Below are 15,912 nucleotides of genomic sequence, written 5' to 3'. Positions count from 1 at the left end.
TCGCCCCACGCCTCAGTCCCGGCCGCGCGGCCTCAGGGCCTGTCGCCGGCAGGTGCCTCCCCCGTCAGGCCGGCGGACGTTGCCATCGGCCCGGACGACACGGGTTATACTGATTTGGCAATCTTCACTTGCGGGCGAGGCATATGTACGAATTGCGCGACCTGCGGATGGTCCTGGCGATCCATGAACACGGCAGTCTCGCGCGTGCGGCGCGTGTCCTCGGCGTCGCGCAGCCGGCGCTGACCCGCCAGCTCGCCTCACTGGAGAGGCGGGTGCGCGGCCGGCTCTTCGAACGCGGCAAGCGCGGCACCGTGCCCACCGACCTGGGACGCACGGTCATCGACCAGGCGGAGGACATCGTCGAGCGCGTCGCGCTGCTCAATCGTCGTACCGCCGAGGTGCGCGGCGACCAGGTGCGCGACCTTGCCATCGCCGCGGGAGCCTACCTCGCCGAAACCCCCTGCCTGGTCGCGGCATCGCGCATGGTCCCGCTCCAGCCGCGCGTGCGGACGCGCGTCGTCTCGACGAACTGGTCCGAGGTTCCGCGCATGGTGATGGAACGCGAGGCGACGCTCGGCCTGTGCGACGTGCGCAACATGCGCGACGAGCCCGGCCTGGAGGTCGAGCGCCTGCGCCCGCACCCCGGGTTCTTCGCGGTCCGGCCCGGCCATCCGCTGCTCGGCCAGCCGGAGATCGGCCTGGCCGATATCCTCGCCTATCCAATCGCCTTCATCGGCAATGTCCCGACGGCACAGCGCGCGCCGATGGCGGAAGGCCGAACGCAGGCCCGGGAGAAGGGTTGGATCCACCCCGCTTTCCCCGCGATCATCGAGGAAAGCCCCACCGCAGCCCTCGCCACCTTGGCGCATTCGGACATCGTCAGCACGGTGACTCTGCCGATCGCCGCCACGGCCCTGCGCGCGGGGCAGGTCGCCATCCTGCCGTGGCGTGCGCCCTGGATGTCCCTGCACCCCTGCATCCTGCGCCTGCGCAACCGGCCGCTGGGCGAGGCGGAGACGGTGTTCCTCGAGCTGACGCGCGAGGTCGACCGCGAATGCGAGGAGACCGAAGCGCGTTGGTGCGCCGAGCACGGCTTTTCCCCAGACTGCGTCTGATACGAGCCAGCCTTTCGGCTGCCTCGGTATCAGAGTCTTGTGGTCTTGCGCGCGGCCGCCCCACCAACCCCGCGCGCCGTACCGTTCGCCTCGCCGATGACGAGGTCATCCACAAGGCTCGGCGGTATGAAGCCCGGTTATGGGGGGTGAGGCGCGCCGATCGGGTCCTATACCCCCGTGAAGGGGAGGATCATGTGGCGCGCCCGCTCATGGTCCACCTGCTCGCCGGGCGGCAACGGGATGCGCCCCGAAGGCTGGAGGCCGGCCAGCACCTGGGCGAGGTCGATGCGCGCCTTGCGGTCGTTGCGGTAGTACTGGTGCTCGACGATGTCCCATTCGGTGCCGCCGACCTGGAACAGCTCGGGCTTCGACTGCGGCGCCTGCAGGCCGAGGAAGTAGTCCACCACCGTCACGTTGGCCGGCAGCACCCGGAGCTGCGCCGGCCCGAAATGCCCCAGCCGCCGAGACCCGCCATTGGCGATTCGGCTGGCAATGGCCAACGTGTTGTCGCGGCTGATCACCACCGTCACCGCGCGCGCCAGATGCGCGATCTCGCTGAGCGGTTCCTGCGGATCGAGCGCCGTGTTCGGCACATCCGAGGCGACGAGGACCGCATGGTCGAAGGTCCCGGCCATATCCGCCGTCAGCAGCCCGTTGCGCATGACCGCGAGGCCCGCGGACAGCGCGAGATTCCCCATGCTGTGCGCCAGCAGCACCATGCGCGGCGGCGCGCCGAAGGCCTTCTTCGCGCGCAGCCGCGCGCGATGGACTTCCCGCAACAGCCGGGCCAGCGCGCCGCCGGCCCCCGTCGCATCCGTCTGGTCCGCCTTGTACTGGTCGATCGCCGCATCGGCCCCGGTCGCGATCTTCTGCGGATCGATCACCCGCCCATCCGAGGGCCAGGAAAAGGCGAAGGGCGCCAGCGCCACGGCTTGGCTGTAGAACTCGGTGACCTGTGCGGCGCGTTCCAGCGCCGAGCCGAAGCTGTTGGCGAAGCCGTGGACGAAGAAGAGCGCCACGGCCTGGCGGCTCACGGCGCCGTCCAGCCAGGCATCCAGCACCTGCGCCGCCGCGCCGGTATCCGGGTCCTCGAAATCGTCATCGCCCGGGATCTCGGGATGCGTCAGCAGGTGGCGGGGGGCCTCGGTCCTGTCGGGGTCGCCCAGCATCTCGACTGCCGCCTTGCCGAGCCAGAGCCGGCGGTTGTCCGGCACCTCCGCGCTGATGGCGTCGAACGCATCCGAGATGCGCCGGCGGTTGGTGGCGTAGAAGACCACGAGATCCTTGGCGGGCATGGTTTCGTTCCCTTATCGGAAGAAACCATGCGCCCGGGACGCCCGGGGGGGCAAATGAACTTGCGCGCCTACTCGAAACGGTTGGCGCGCGGGAAGCCGTTCGGCGGTGCCTTGCCCGCGCCCGCGCGGTTGCCGGCCCAGGACCGCAGATCCATCTCGGTCCGCGTCCGCCCGCCCAGCGTCCAGGTCAGGCCCTCGGCCTTCGCGAAGACCTTGGCGTCGGACAGCCCGCCATCGCGATAGGCCTGCAACTGCACGCCTCGGCCGCGGGTCATCTCCGGCACCTGTTCCAGCGGGAAGACCAGCAGCTTGCGATTGTCGCCGATCACCGCAACGCTGTCTCCCTCGGCCGGGGTGCAGATCGCGGCCTCGGTCGATCCATCGACGTTCAGTACCTGCTTGCCGGTGCGCTTCTCGGCCAGCAGGTCCTCGCCCTTCACGATGAAGCCCTTGCCGTCCGATGCCGCGACGAGGAAGCGCTTGCCGTCCTCATGCACGAACATGGTGACGACCGCGTCCTCGTTCGTCAGGTCGATCATCAGGCGCACCGGCTGGCCGTCGCCACGGCCGCGCGGGATGGTGTCGGCCTTGATGGTGTAGGCCTTGCCGTTGGTGGCGAAGATAACGATGCGGTCGGTGGTCTCCGCATGCATGGCGGCGAACAGCCCGTCCCCCTCCTTGAAGCGGATCTCGCCATCGAGGGGGATGTGCCCCTTCTGCGCGCGGATCCAGCCCTTCTCCGACAGGATGACGGTGATGTTCTCCTTCTCGACGAAGGCGGTCTCGTCCACCAGCACGGCCGGCAGTTGGCGGTCGGTCTCGGTACGGCGCTTGCCGAGCGCGCCGTCGCCGAACTTCGCGCGCGTCGCGGCGATCTCCTCGGCGATCGCCTTCCAGCGCCGGCCCTCGGACGCCATCAGCCCCTGCAGCCTCTTCTGTTCCGCGGTGAGCTTCTTGTGCTCCTTGCGGATCTCCATCTCCTCGAGCTTGCGCAGGGAGCGCAGGCGCATGTTGAGGATGGATTCCGCCTGGAGGTCCGTCAGGCCGAACGCCTTCATCAATTCCGGCTTCGGCTCGTCCTCCGTGCGGATGATGCGGATCACCTCGTCCAGATTCAGATAGGCGATCAGGTAGCCGTCGAGGATCTCGAGCCGCCGCGCGATGGCCGCGAGCCGATGCTCGGTCCGCCGCACCAGCACGACGTGGCGGTGATCGAGCCACGACCGCAGCACCTCCCGCAGGCCCATCACGCGCGGGGTGCGTTCGGCATCCAGCACGTTCATGTTCAGCGGGAAGCGGGATTCCAGCGCCGTGGCGCGGAACAGCGTCTCCATCAGCACCTTGTCGTCCACGGTGCGGGATTTCGGCTCCAGCACCAGGCGGACGACATCGGTGCTCTCGTCGCGCACATCGCCGAGCAGCGGGAGCTTCTTCTCCTCCAGCAACTGCGCGATCTGCTCGATCAGCTTGGCCTTCTGGACCTGGTAGGGGATCTCGGTGACGACGACCTGCCAGGTGCCGTTCTTGAGCTTCTCCGTCTCCCATTTCGCACGCACGCGGAAGCCACCGCGGCCGGTCTCATAGGCGTCGCGGATCGCCGCTTCCGGTTCCACCAGCACGCCGCCGGTCGGGAAGTCCGGGCCCTTGATATGCGCCATCAGGTCGGCGTTCGGGTCCTCGATCAGCGCGAGCGCGGCGTCACAGAGTTCCCCCGCATTGTGCGGCGGAATCGAGGTCGCCATGCCCACCGCGATGCCCGCCGCGCCATTGGCCAGCAGGTTCGGGAAGGCGGCGGGCAGGACGATCGGCTCGCGTTCCTCGCCGTCATAGGTGGCGCGGAAATCGACCGCGTTCTCCTCGATACCCTCGAGCATCGCCAGCGCGACCTCGGTCATGCGCGCTTCGGTGTAGCGCATGGCCGCGGCGTTATCGCCGTCGATATTGCCGAAATTCCCCTGGCCTTCGACCAGTGGGTAGCGCGCGGCGAATTCCTGCGCGAGGCGCACCATCGCCTCGTAGATCGAGCTGTCGCCATGCGGGTGATACTTGCCCATCACGTCGCCGACGATGCGCGCGCATTTCTTGAAGCCCGAGGCGGGGTCGAGCCGGAGCTGATGCATCGCCCAGAGCAGCCGGCGATGCACGGGCTTCAGCCCGTCGCGCACATCCGGCAGCGACCGCGCGGTGATCGTGGACAGGGCATAGGCGAGGTAGCGCTCGGACAGCGCATCGGCGAGGCGCGTCTCGCGCATCTCGCCGCCATCGGGGAAGTCCTTGATGTCGTCAGGCATATGATTCGCGCTTCGTTCTCGTCAGGCCCGGATTACACGGATGCGGCGAGCGCCGCCACCCGATCCGCCAGCCTGTGCCGCGCCTCCGGCACTGGCCTATGCCGCGCCCCGAAGGCATCGCGTTCCAGGAAATGCCCGGTCAGCCGCAGCCCGGCATCCCAATCGGCCGGCGTCCCGGGGTCCGCATCGTCCAGCAGGAAGGCCGGCAAGGGCAGCAGCCGGTCCCGATAGGGGGCGGCTGCCTCCGCGCACACCGCCCGGCCGGTCCGCGGCGAGACATGGGTCAGCCCCTCCCGCGCGCCCGTCACGGCGCAGGCGGACAGGTCGAGACCATAGCCCAGTTCCGTCAACACCAGCGCCTCCCAGCGGACGACATCGGCCATCACGCCCTCCGCCCCGCCGGCCAGGTGCCCGATCAGCGACACCAGCCCCCGAAAGGCTCTGGGACAGGGCTCGCGCTCCGGCAGGGCATCGGTCGCGATGGCGCAGGCCGAGGCGAGCACCGCCAGCGCCAGCGGATCGTCCATCGCGAGCGCCGCCGCCGGATGCACCATCTCCCCCGTCAGTGCGCCGAGCTGATCCGGCAATCGGGCGAACCAGCGCACCTCGGCCAGGTTCCCCGGCAGCCACAGCCCGACCTGCGCCCGCGACGACCCGCCCTTGGCGAGGCCCGCATGGCGTCCATGCGCCTCGGTGAGCAGGGTGACGACGGCCCCGCCCTCGCCATGGGGGCGGACGTCGAGCACCACCGCCGGCGCCGTCCATTCGATGCTCATGATGCGTATATGGGCCGGTCCGGGGCGGCGCCGCCACCCCGGCAGGCGCTACCCCGCATCCTCCAGACCGATCGCCCGGATGCGCGCCCGTTCCTCGTCCCAGCCCTCGCGTTCCTTGACGTTCAGGAACAGATGGACGGGACGTTCCAGCAGCTTGGTCAGTTCGATCCGCGCGCTCTGCCCGATCGCGCGGATGCGCGACCCCTTGTCCCCGATCAGGATTGCCTTCTGCGTCGCACGCGAGACATAGATCGTGCAGTCCACCCGCACCGACCCGTCCTCGTTCTCCGTCCACTGCTCGGTCTCGACCGAGGCATGATGCGGCACTTCCTGATGCGTCTGGCGCAGGATCTGCTCGCGCACGATCTCGGCCGCCAGCATGCGGTTGGGCAGGTCGGTCAGCTCGTCCTCGGGGAAAAGGTAGGGGCCCTGCGGCATGGCCTCGGCCAGCTTGTCCTGCAGGCGATCCAGCCCCTCCCCCTTCTCGGCCGAGATCATGAAGGTCTCGGCGAAGGGCAGGATGGCGTTGAGTTCCGCCGTCAGCGGCAGCAGCCGCGGCGGCGGCACCAGGTCGATCTTGTTCAACGCCAGCCAGACCGGCCCACGGCCCTTGGCCAGCGCCTCTGCGATCTTGCGCACGGCATCGGTCAGCCCGGCCCGCGCATCGACCACCAGCAGCGTCAGGTCCGCATCCTGTGCCCCGCCCCAGGCCGCGGCCACCATGGCGCGGTCCAGCCGGCGCCGCGGCGCGAAGATGCCAGGCGTGTCCACCAGGATGATCTGCGCGCCCTGATGCATCACCACGGCCCGGATGCGGAATCGCGTCGTCTGCGGCTTCGGCGAGACGATCGTGACCTTCGTCCCGGCCAACTGATTGACCAGGGTGGACTTGCCGGCATTGGGGGCGCCGACGATGGCGACCAGGCCACAACGGGTCATGGCACGCATCCTTGGAGGGGCGCTGCAAACCGCCCGGTCACAGGCCGAAGCACCGTTCCGATGGCGCGCCGATTTCCGCTGTTACTGTTGGAGGGGCTCTGCCCCTCCAAGCCGCCCCGCCAAGTGCTTGGAGCACTTGGAACGCAATCTTCTGGCACCGAGCGCACCGTCCTGGCTGCCCCCTCCAAATGCCCTTGATGCGCAAGGGCGGGTCTCGGCGCCATTCCCGCAGCCGTGCCCAGCGCCCGGAAATCAACCCGGCTTTGAGGCGCGCGCAACCATGCCGCGAGGCGGGCAACCGCCGCGCTCGGCACCAAGTATCGGTTTCCAAAGGCCCTGTGGCCTAGGCGGGCTCCCATTGGCGTTGCGTCGCAACGCCAATGGGTACCCGTGGTGGGGTGAGGTCCGGAGACGGGCAAAGCCCCTCTCTGGTCGCCCGTCGCCATCATGCTTCCACCCCTGCGAGCCACGCTTCCGCCGCCGCCAGCTCCGCCGCCCGCTTGGAATCCCCCGTCCCTTCCGCCTCCCGCCCGGCGGCCAGCACGGCCACGACGAAGAATGGCGCATGGGACGGCCCTGCCGCGGACACCACACGATACACCGGCAGCCCCTGCCCCCGCCCCAGCGTGTATTCCTGCAACCGGTTCTTGGCCGAGACCGGCGGCTTCACATCCGCATCGAGCATCGCCGCCCAGTGCCGCCGGATCACGCCGCGCGCCGCCTCCAGCCCGCCATCGCGATAGACGGCGCCCAGCACCGCCTCCAACGCATCGGCCAGGACCGTCTGGCGGCCCCGCAGGCCGGCGCGGGCCTCGCCCGGTGGAATCCGGATCGCTTCGGCGAGCCCGACCGCCTCCCCCACCTTCGCGAGCGTCTCCCACGCCACCAGCGCGGACAGGCGCCGCGTCAGGTTGCCCTCGCGCTCGGCCGGGAATTTCTCGATCAGCCATTCGGCCATGACCAAGCCCAACACCCGGTCGCCAAGGAATTCCAGACGCTCGTTGGAATCGAGCTGCCCGCCCCGGGCATCCGCCGCGCTGCGATGCGTCAGTGCCTGGGCGAGCAGCGCCGGATCGGCAAAGACGTGGCCGAGGCGCTCCTCGATCCCGGTCATCGGACCGCGGAGAACAGCCGGCTCCAGCGGATGGCGAAGGGCCAGCCCCACACCTCCCACCAGGCGGCGGAGCCATCCACGGAGAAGAAGATGAACTCGGCGCGTCCGACCAGGTTCTCGACCGGGATGAAGCCGACGGCGTTCATCGCGCGCGAATCGAGGCTGTTGTCGCGGTTGTCGCCCATGGCGAAGACATGGTCCGCCGGCACCACGAATTCCTGCGTGTTGTCGAAAGGCCCGTCATCCGTCGATTCGAGGATGTTGTGCGTCACCGCCGCCGCGCCGGCCGAACCCGGCAGCGTCTCGCGATACAGGCGCACGGTGATACGCGGCCCGTCGCCCTCGACCGTATAGGGGCCGACCAATTCGCGCGGCACCTGCTCGCCATTGATGTAGAGCCGGCCGCCCCGCATCTGGATGCGGTCCCCCGGCAGACCGATGATGCGCTTGATGTAGTCGGTGGTGCCGTCACGCGGCAGCTTGAACACCGCGACATCGCCGCGATGCGGCAGCGACCCGAAGATGCGTCCCGAGAACAGATCCGGGCTGAACGGCATCGAATGCCGCGAATAGCCGTAGGAGAACTTCGAGACGAAGAGATAGTCGCCCACCAGCAGCGTCGGGATCATCGACCCCGACGGAATGTTGAAGGGTTCGAAGGCGATGGTGCGGATGCCGATCGCGATCAGCGCCGCATAGAGGATCGTCTTGACGCTTTCCAGCCAGCCGCCGGGCTTCTTCTTCAACATGGAGGGATTGCTTCGACGGCCTTGTTGCGGGGTGGCGCGGCGGCTGGATGCCGCGGGCGCGCGAGGGAAACCAGGGGGGCGCTGCGCTGTCAAGGAAGGGGTACCGCGGTGATGATGACCATGGCCTGGGCGTAAGGAAATTCGTCGGTCATGGTCAAGGCGACCTCGGCCCGGTGGCCCGGCGGCGTGATGGCCGCCAGGCGCTCCGCCGCGCCGCCGGTCATGTGCAGCGTCGGCTGCCCGGATGGCAGGTTCACCACGCCGAGATCGCGCCAGAACACCCCCGCCCGGAACCCGGTGCCCAGCGCCTTGGACGCCGCCTCCTTCGCCGCGAACCGCTTGGCATAGGTCGCCGTGCGGATGCGTTCCGCCCGCCGCTCCGCCTTTGACCGCTCCACCGCCGTGAAGATTCGGTCGAGAAACCGGTCCCCGTGCCGCTGGATGGTCTTCTCGAGCCTGCGGATATCGAGGATGTCCGACCCCACCCCGATGATCATGATGGGCGACCGCGCGGCGTCGAGACTGCCCTGCTGACAGTCAAAAAACGGAGGGGGCATGCGGGAGTTCTCTCCCCCATTTCTATCGCCTTTGTCATCCGACCGCCCGTTCCACCTGTGTCACCCCCGGGCACGCGCGCAGCGAGGCGAGGATGGCGGCCAGGTGCGCCGTATCGCGCACTTCGACATCCACCAGCACCTCGCACCAATCCCCCGCGCGGTTGACAATGCGCAGATTCGTCACCGCCCCTTCCTGCTTGGCGATCGCCGTGGTGAGGCCCGCCAGCGCATTCGAGTTGTTCTCGGCCGTCAATTCGATCCGCCCGACATGCGCCCCGCGCGCCCCGCCGTCATATTCCCAGCCCACGTCGATGAAACGCTCCGGCGTCGCGGAGAAGGCTTCAAGGCTGTGGCAATCGTTGCGATGGACCGTCACGCCGCGTCCGGTCGTGACGATGCCGACGATCCGATCGCCTGGCAGCGGATGGCAGCATCCCGCGAAATGCACCGCCATGCCGGCGACAAGGCCGGTGATGCCCATGGCGGAATCACGCCGCACGGTGGGCGCGCGTTCGACCTTGCCCTGGGTCAGCAACTGCCCCGCGCCGAGCCGCCCGCGCGGCCGCGTCACCTGCATCTGATCGGTGGACCGCGCCGGCGCGCGCAATTCCGGCACCGCCGCATGCAGCACGTCGCGCGCCGAGAGGTTGCCTGACGCTACTGCGATGCACAGCGTCTCGAAATCCGGCTGCTTCAGCGCCTTGACCGCGGGCTCCACGATGCGCTCGGAGAAGTCGAGGCCGGCGGCGCGGAAGATCTTGGCGATGGCCGCGCGGCCTTCCTCCTTCTGCGTCGCGCGCAGGCGGGCATGCACGAAGCGGCGGATGCGCGCGCGCGCCTTGCCGGTGACGACGAAGCGTTCCCAGGCGGGGTTCGGCGTGCCGCCGCGGGCCGTGATGATCTCGACCTGGTCGCCGTTCTCCAGCGGATGGCGCAGCGGCACGATCTTGCCGTTGACCTTCGCGCCCACCGTGTTGTCGCCGACCTGGGAATGCACCTGGTAGGCGAAGTCCACGGGTGTCGCGCCGCGCGGCAATTCGATCAGGTCGCCCTTGGGCGTGAAGCAGAAGACCTGGTCGCGATGCAGTTCGAGCTTGGTGTGTTCGAGGAATTCCTGCGGCTCGGCCGCGGATTCCAGGATCTCGAGCAGGTCGCGCACCCAGGGGTAGCGCTTGCGCGTCGGCGCCGGCCCCTCGCCCTGCTTGTAGATCCAGTGCGCGGCGACGCCGAACTCCGCGACCTCGTGCATCTCCCTCGTGCGGATCTGCACCTCGATCTTGGCGTTGCGCCGCTCCGGCACCGTCACGCCGGTGTGCAGCGACTGGTAGCCATTTGTCTTGGGCGTGGAGATCCAGTCCTTGAACCGCCCCGGCACGACGCGATAGGCGGAATGGATCGCCCCCAGCGCCGCGTAGCAATCGTGCTTGTCCTTCACGATGACGCGGAAGGCCATGATGTCCGAGAGCTGCTCGAACGCCACGTTCTTGCGCTGCATCTTGAGCCAGATGGAATAGGGTGCCTTCTCGCGGCCCTGCACCTCGGGGTTCTCGACGCCGTTCTCGCGCAGCACGCGGCGGAGGTCCTGCTCGATCTCCTCGATCAGGTCGGCTCCCTGCCCGCGCAGATAGGTCAGGCGCGCGGCGATGGTCTGCCAGGCATCGGCATTCATCTCGCGGAAGGCGAGCGTCTCGATCTCGGTCTTGAGCGCGTCCATGCCGATACGTTCGGCGAGCGGGGCGTAGATCTCGAGCGTCTCACGCGCCGTGCGCTGGCGGCTCTCCGGCTTCGCCTTCGACCCCAGCGTGCGCAGATTGTGCAGCCGATCGGCGAGCTTGACGATGAGGACGCGGATATCCTCGCTCATGGCGAGGACCAGCTTGCGGAAATTCTCCGCCTGCTTGGTGCGTTCGGATTGCAGTTCGAGGCGCGTCAGCTTGGTGACGCCGTCGACCAGCCGCGCGATGTCCTTGCCGAAGCGTTTCTCGAGCTCCGGCAGCGTGACGCCGGTATCCTCGACCGTGTCATGCAGCAGCGCGGTCGCGACCGTCGCCGCATCCAGCCGGTAGCCGGCCAGGATGTCAGCCACCGCCAGCGGATGGACGATATAGGGCTGGCCGTCCTCGCGCCGCTGCGGCGCATGCGCTTCGGCCGCCAGCGCATAGGCGGCTTCGATCAGCGCGCGGTCGGCGCGCGGATCATAGGCCGCGACCTTGGCCGCGAGCTCCGCGCCGGGGTTGGTCGCCTCCTGGGTGCGCAGGCCCTCGGGAGCCTGCGCCGGGCCGTTTCGTCGGGTGCCGCCGGCGCCCTGGCCCATGGGCATGAGGCCTTAGCGCTTCCCGCCCAGTTCCGCGGCGATCGCCGCCTCGATGTCGTCGGGCGACATGTCGTCGGTGGCAGCCTCGGGCAGGGGTTCCTCCTGCACTTCCATGATGCCGAAGATGTTCTCGTCGGTGGCGATGATGTCCATCACCTCCTCCTCGGCTGGCTCGGGCTCCGGCGCGCGGGACAGCGACTTGATCAGGTCGCCTTCGAGCGCACCCAGCTCGACCTTCTCCTCGGCGATCTCGCGCAGGGCGACGACGGGGTTCTTGTCGTTGTCGCGCTCGACCTCGATCGCCTCGCCACGGCTGATGTTGCGCGCGCGCTGGGCGGCGAGCAGGACCAGCTCGAAGCGGTTGGGGACCTTCTCGATGCAGTCTTCAACGGTAACGCGCGCCATGGAGGCTCCAAACACGATAGGGGCGCGCGGAAAGGGGATTCCGGGCGCCCGGAAAAGCCGGTGAACACTCCACATAGCCATGAGGGGATGCCGCGGCAAGGGGAAAGGCTGGCCGCTCGGACGCTGCGGCGGCCAGGACGCCATGCCGGTGGTCCCCCGGGTTCCATGGCCTGCTGCCAGCCTCCTAAGGCCCGGCGCCCGTCCGCCCGGCGACGGATCTGACAGCGCCCGGCAACCGGCTGCCCTCCCAATCGACGCGCCCGGATCCGGAACCGCGGCGTGGCCTGTTCCGGCCGGCCCGGGGCTCGCGACGCCATAGGCCTGGACGCCGCGCGCCCGCATGTTCTTTAGTCGGCCCACCGGCACCGTTCTGCGGCGCCTCGCAAGATGCTCCGGAGTGCGCAGACGCTTCCGCAACGGAGCCGTTTGGGAGGATGGCCAAAACATGAAGAACGATACATCACGCCGCGGCATGCTGCTCTCCGGCGCCGCGGGGCTCGCTGCGGGAACCGTTCCCTCCGGCATCGTGCTGGCCCAGGCGCCGGCGCCGCAGGCGACCTCCCCGGCACGGCCCGCCGGCGCCCGTCGCGCACCGAACTTCCTGCTGATCATGGGCGACGACATCGGCTACTGGAACATCAGCTACAACAGCGGCGGCATGATGGGCTTCCGCACGCCCGGCATCGACCGCGTCTTCGCCGAAGGCGTCCGGATGACGGACCACTATGCGGAGCAATCCTGCACGGCCGGCCGCGCCGCCTTCATCACCGGCCAGATGCCGGTGCGCACGGGCCTGACCAAGGTGGGGCTGCCCGGCGCCGATCTGGGTCTGCGGCCCGAGGATCCGACGCTCGCGCAGATGCTGAAGCCCCTGGGCTATGCGACCGGGCAGTTCGGCAAGAACCACCTGGGCGACCGCAACGAGTTCCTGCCGACCGTGCATGGCTTCGATGAGTTCTTCGGCAACCTCTATCACCTCAATGCCGAGGACACGCCCGAGAGCCCCTACTATCCCCGCAACCCGCAATTCCGCGAGCAGTTCGGGCCACGTGGCGTGCTGCGCAGCCGTGCCACCGACCGGGACGACCCCACCGAGGATCCGCGCTTCGGCCGCGTCGGCAAGCAGACCATCGAGGACACCGGCCCCCTCACCGCTGAGCGCCAGAAGAACGTCGACAGCGAATTCCGCGATGCGGCCCTGGATTTCATGGACCGGCAGCACCGGGCGGGAAAGCCATTCCTGTGCTGGTTCAACTCCTCCCGCATGCACTACCGCACTCATGTGGGCGAGCCCTGGGCGGGCCGATCGGGGCTGAACTTCTACGCCGACGGCATGCTGCAGCACGACAACGATGTCGGCATGCTGCTGCGCAAGCTCGATGACCTCGGCATCGCGAACGACACCATCGTCGTCTACACGACCGACAACGGGCCGCACTACAACATGTGGCCGGATGGCGGCGTCACGCCCTTCCGCAGCGAGAAGAACACGAACTGGGAAGGCGCCTATCGGGTGCCCTTCGCGATCCGCTGGCCGGGCCGCATCCCCGCCGGCGTGACGCTGAACGACATCTCCGCCCACAACGACATGGTGCCCACGATCATGGCCGCGGCCGGCGTGCCGGACATCAAGGAGAAGATGCTGCAGGGCTATCAGGCGGATGGGCGGACCTTCCGTGTTCACCTCGACGGCTACAACCTGCTGCCGAAGCTGACCGGCGGAGAGGGCGACTGGCCGCGACGCGAATTCTTCTACTGGAACGACGACGGCCAACTCGTGGCTGCCCGCTACGATCGCTGGAAGGCCGTGTTCATGGAACAGCGCGCGCGTCAGTTGGCAGTCTGGGTCGAACCCTTCGTCCGGCTGCGGGTCCCGAAGATATTCGACCTGCGCATGGATCCCTTCGAGCGGGCCGATACCGATTCCAACAACTACTGGACCTGGATGGAGGATATCGGCCAGATCATCGTGGTGCCGATGCAGCAATTCGTCGGCCGCATGGCCGCGACATTCCGGGAATTTCCGCCACGGCAACGGCCGTCCTCCTTCAGTGTGGACGACGTCATGCAGTCAACGAACAGCATGGGTGGCGGTTAGCCTCGCACGTGCGGCCGGCGCCCAGGCGTGGGCCACGGCCACCCCTGCGCCCGCGGGTCCGCGGGCGCAGGAGCCTAAGCGGATTGCACCCCGTCAGGCCTCATGATGCCAGGCGGGCGATCTGCTGTGCGGGAAGGTCGGCGATCAGCGTCTCCACGCTTTTCCCGAGAACCGGATGCACCCACCCTGGCGCCACCTCCGCCAGCGGCATCAGCACGAAGGCCCGCCCGGCCGCCCGCGGATGCGGCAGGATCGGCGCCGGCCCGTCCCGCACGACCCCGCCGAGGTCAATCAGATCCAGGTCCAGCACCCGCGGCGCGTTGACATAGGGCCGCACCCGCCCTGCCCGGTCCTCGATCGCATGCAGCGCCGCCAGCAGGGCTTCCGGACCCAGCGCGCCTTCCAGCAGCGCCGCGCCGTTCACATAAGGCGGAGATCGCGGATCGGGTGGAATGGGCGCGGACTCCCACCACGACGACACCGCCGCCACCCGCATCCCGGGGATGCGGCGCAACTGTTCCACGGCCCAGCGGCAGGTCTCTATCGCGGGGGTGCCGTCCGCCTGCGGCAGATTTGCCCCGATGGCGACGACCGCGGTGACGTCGCTCATGACAGACCCATGCAATCAGTGTAGCGGGGCCGCCACCGTGCGGGTCGGGACGTGGCGGCGGAGCATAACGGAATGGCGGGTAGCATGCGGCGGTCAGGCACTGCGGAACGGATCGGGCTCTTCGTGGATGGGGCGAACCTCTACCACACGACACGCGCCCTGGGCTTCGAGATCGATTTCGCCCGGATGCTCGACTATTTTCGCGGCGGCACCTACCTCGTCCGCGCCTTCTACTACACCGCCCTGGTCGAGACGGAGGATTACTCCCCGCTGCGCCCCCTGACCGATTGGCTCGCCTATAATGGCTGGCAAGTGGTGACCAAGCCGGCCAAGCAGCAGACCGATCCGTCCGGCCGCCCGCGACTCAAGGGCAACATGGATGTCGAGCTCGCAGTCGACATGCTCGAACTGGCCCCGCAGCTCGACCATGTCGTGCTGTTCTCCGGCGATGGAGATTTCCGCCGGCTGGTCGAGGCGGTGCAGCGCATGGGGGTGCGGGTCACGGTGGTCTCCTCGACCCGCGCCCAGCCGCCGATGATCGCCGATGAACTGCGGCGCCAGGCCGACAATTTCCTGGAGCTGGCCGATCTCGGCCCCGACATCGCCCGGCGCCAGCGCCCCGGCAGCACGCCGGCGGCCGCGACGACGGCACCGGCGCCACGTCCCGGCCGCGCCACCCCGGCCGACCCCTATGGCGATGTCGAGGTGCCGGAGCCCGAGGCGTGATCGCGGGACCCGATCGCGACTGTCCTCTCTGCCCGCGCCTCGTCGCCTACCGCACCGCCAATCGCGCGGCGAATCCCGGCTGGCATAACGGACCGGTGCCGTCCTGGGGGCCGGTGGATGCGCCGCTGCTGGTGCTCGGCCTCGCACCCGGCGTGCGCGGGGCGAACCGCACCGGGCGGCCCTTCACCGGCGACTTCGCCGGCAAGCTGCTCTACGCAACGCTGCTGAAATACGGCCTGGCCCAAGGTGACTATCGCGAAGACCCGAAGGACGGGATGGAACTGACCGGCTGCCGCATCGCCAATGCGGTGCGCTGTGTCCCGCCCGAGAATCTGCCCACCCCCGCCGAGATCCGCACGTGCAACGACTACGTGAAGGCGGAACTCGCCGGCATGCCGAAACTGCGCGCGGTGCTGGCACTGGGCACGGTGGCGCACAATGCCCTGCTGCGGGCGAAAGGCCTTCCGGCGTCGCGCGTTGCGTTCAGGCACGGCGCCATCAACGCCCTGCCCGATGGGCTGCTGCTGGCGGATTCCTACCACGTCAGCCGCTACAACACCTCGACGCGGCGGCTGACGACGGAGATGTTCGAGACGGCCGTGGAAGCGCTGCTCGCCCGCCTGGCCTGAACGGTCAGACCCTCAGGTCGAGCAGCGACCCGCGCGGCAGGTTGGCCCCGCCCGGCGGCGGATTGCCTGTCGGCGCGGATTGCAGCACGCGCTGCGTGGTGGCTGCCGTGCTGCGCGCGGCATCCGTCCGGTCCGTCCCGCGCGCCGGGGTGATCCCCGAATTGCGCGTGACCTCCTGCGTGAAGGCGGAGAGGGAGTTCAGGCTCAGCATGGACAGCATTGTCCAGCCGAGCCGTGAAGAATGGCTTAACCGGAACGGAATCCGGCTGATCCGCCGAACGGGGGCGATGCGCA

At 68.8% G+C, this 15,912-nt stretch carries 15 protein-coding genes; 4 read left to right on the top strand and 11 right to left on the bottom strand.

Annotated features, from left to right (window positions below; genetic code table 11):
• The first annotated feature begins 143 nt into the window (after positions 1-143).
• Complete coding sequence (locus tag KPL78_RS06015; RefSeq protein ID WP_219762017.1) at positions 144-1,115, top strand: LysR family transcriptional regulator; 972 nt, start codon at positions 144-146, stop codon at positions 1,113-1,115.
• 167 nt (positions 1,116-1,282) lie between these two features.
• On the opposite strand, the gene KPL78_RS06010 is transcribed toward KPL78_RS06015, so the two are convergent.
• From KPL78_RS06010 to rpoZ, 9 genes are all read right to left on the bottom strand, one after another.
• Positions 1,283-2,410: an alpha/beta hydrolase gene (locus KPL78_RS06010; protein ID WP_219762016.1), complete on the bottom strand. Its 1,128-nt coding sequence runs from the start codon at positions 2,408-2,410 to the stop codon at positions 1,283-1,285.
• 68 nt (positions 2,411-2,478) lie between these two features.
• Positions 2,479-4,701, bottom strand: coding sequence for a DNA topoisomerase IV subunit A (gene parC, locus KPL78_RS06005; protein WP_219762015.1), 2,223 nt, complete (start codon positions 4,699-4,701; stop codon positions 2,479-2,481).
• 32 nt (positions 4,702-4,733) lie between these two features.
• Complete coding sequence (gene recO, locus KPL78_RS06000; RefSeq protein ID WP_219762525.1) at positions 4,734-5,471, bottom strand: DNA repair protein RecO; 738 nt, start codon at positions 5,469-5,471, stop codon at positions 4,734-4,736.
• A gap of 54 nt (positions 5,472-5,525) precedes the next feature.
• A complete protein-coding gene (gene era, locus KPL78_RS05995; RefSeq protein WP_255568670.1) occupies positions 5,526-6,416 on the bottom strand; it encodes a GTPase Era in 891 nt (296 codons plus the stop codon).
• Between the two features lie 445 nt (positions 6,417-6,861).
• A complete protein-coding gene (gene rnc, locus KPL78_RS05990) occupies positions 6,862-7,530 on the bottom strand; it encodes a ribonuclease III (protein ID WP_219762013.1) in 669 nt (222 codons plus the stop codon).
• Positions 7,527-8,279: a signal peptidase I gene (gene lepB, locus KPL78_RS05985; protein ID WP_219762012.1), complete on the bottom strand. Its 753-nt coding sequence runs from the start codon at positions 8,277-8,279 to the stop codon at positions 7,527-7,529. The genes rnc and lepB overlap by 4 nt, the downstream gene beginning before the upstream one ends.
• Positions 8,280-8,368: 89 nt before the next feature.
• Positions 8,369-8,776 carry a holo-ACP synthase gene (gene acpS / locus KPL78_RS05980; RefSeq protein ID WP_219762524.1) on the bottom strand — a complete coding sequence of 136 codons (408 nt, stop codon included), beginning with the start codon at positions 8,774-8,776 and terminating at the stop codon, positions 8,369-8,371.
• 94 nt (positions 8,777-8,870) lie between these two features.
• Complete coding sequence (locus tag KPL78_RS05975; protein ID WP_219762011.1) at positions 8,871-11,150, bottom strand: RelA/SpoT family protein; 2,280 nt, start codon at positions 11,148-11,150, stop codon at positions 8,871-8,873.
• Positions 11,151-11,162: 12 nt separating this feature from the next.
• Positions 11,163-11,555 (bottom strand): DNA-directed RNA polymerase subunit omega, encoded by a 393-nt coding sequence (gene rpoZ / locus KPL78_RS05970; protein ID WP_219762010.1) that lies wholly within the window; start codon positions 11,553-11,555, stop codon positions 11,163-11,165.
• A gap of 445 nt (positions 11,556-12,000) precedes the next feature.
• On the opposite strand from rpoZ, the gene KPL78_RS05965 reads away from it, so the two are divergent.
• Positions 12,001-13,653, top strand: coding sequence for an arylsulfatase (locus KPL78_RS05965; protein WP_219762009.1), 1,653 nt, complete (start codon positions 12,001-12,003; stop codon positions 13,651-13,653).
• Between the two features lie 100 nt (positions 13,654-13,753).
• Here KPL78_RS05965 and folK read toward each other — a convergent pair whose 3' ends face one another.
• Entirely contained in the window at positions 13,754-14,263 is a 510-nt protein-coding gene (gene folK, locus KPL78_RS05960) for a 2-amino-4-hydroxy-6-hydroxymethyldihydropteridine diphosphokinase (protein ID WP_219762008.1), read from the bottom strand.
• A gap of 72 nt (positions 14,264-14,335) precedes the next feature.
• Here folK and KPL78_RS05955 point away from each other — a divergent pair, with 72 nt between their 5' ends.
• Positions 14,336-14,989, top strand: coding sequence for a LabA-like NYN domain-containing protein (locus KPL78_RS05955; RefSeq protein WP_255568669.1), 654 nt, complete (start codon positions 14,336-14,338; stop codon positions 14,987-14,989).
• Entirely contained in the window at positions 14,986-15,618 is a 633-nt protein-coding gene (locus KPL78_RS05950; protein ID WP_219762007.1) for a uracil-DNA glycosylase, read from the top strand. The genes KPL78_RS05955 and KPL78_RS05950 overlap by 4 nt, the downstream gene beginning before the upstream one ends.
• 4 nt (positions 15,619-15,622) lie before the next feature.
• On the opposite strand, the gene KPL78_RS05945 is transcribed toward KPL78_RS05950, so the two are convergent.
• Positions 15,623-15,829, bottom strand: coding sequence for a hypothetical protein (locus KPL78_RS05945; protein WP_219762006.1), 207 nt, complete (start codon positions 15,827-15,829; stop codon positions 15,623-15,625).
• Positions 15,830-15,912: the final 83 nt, after the last annotated feature.

The organism is Roseomonas alba (assembly GCF_019430885.1).
GTDB classification, from domain to species: domain Bacteria; phylum Pseudomonadota; class Alphaproteobacteria; order Acetobacterales; family Acetobacteraceae; genus Neoroseomonas; species Neoroseomonas alba.
Note: the sequence above shows the minus strand (reverse complement) of the source record. Positions and strands in the feature narration are given on the sequence as shown.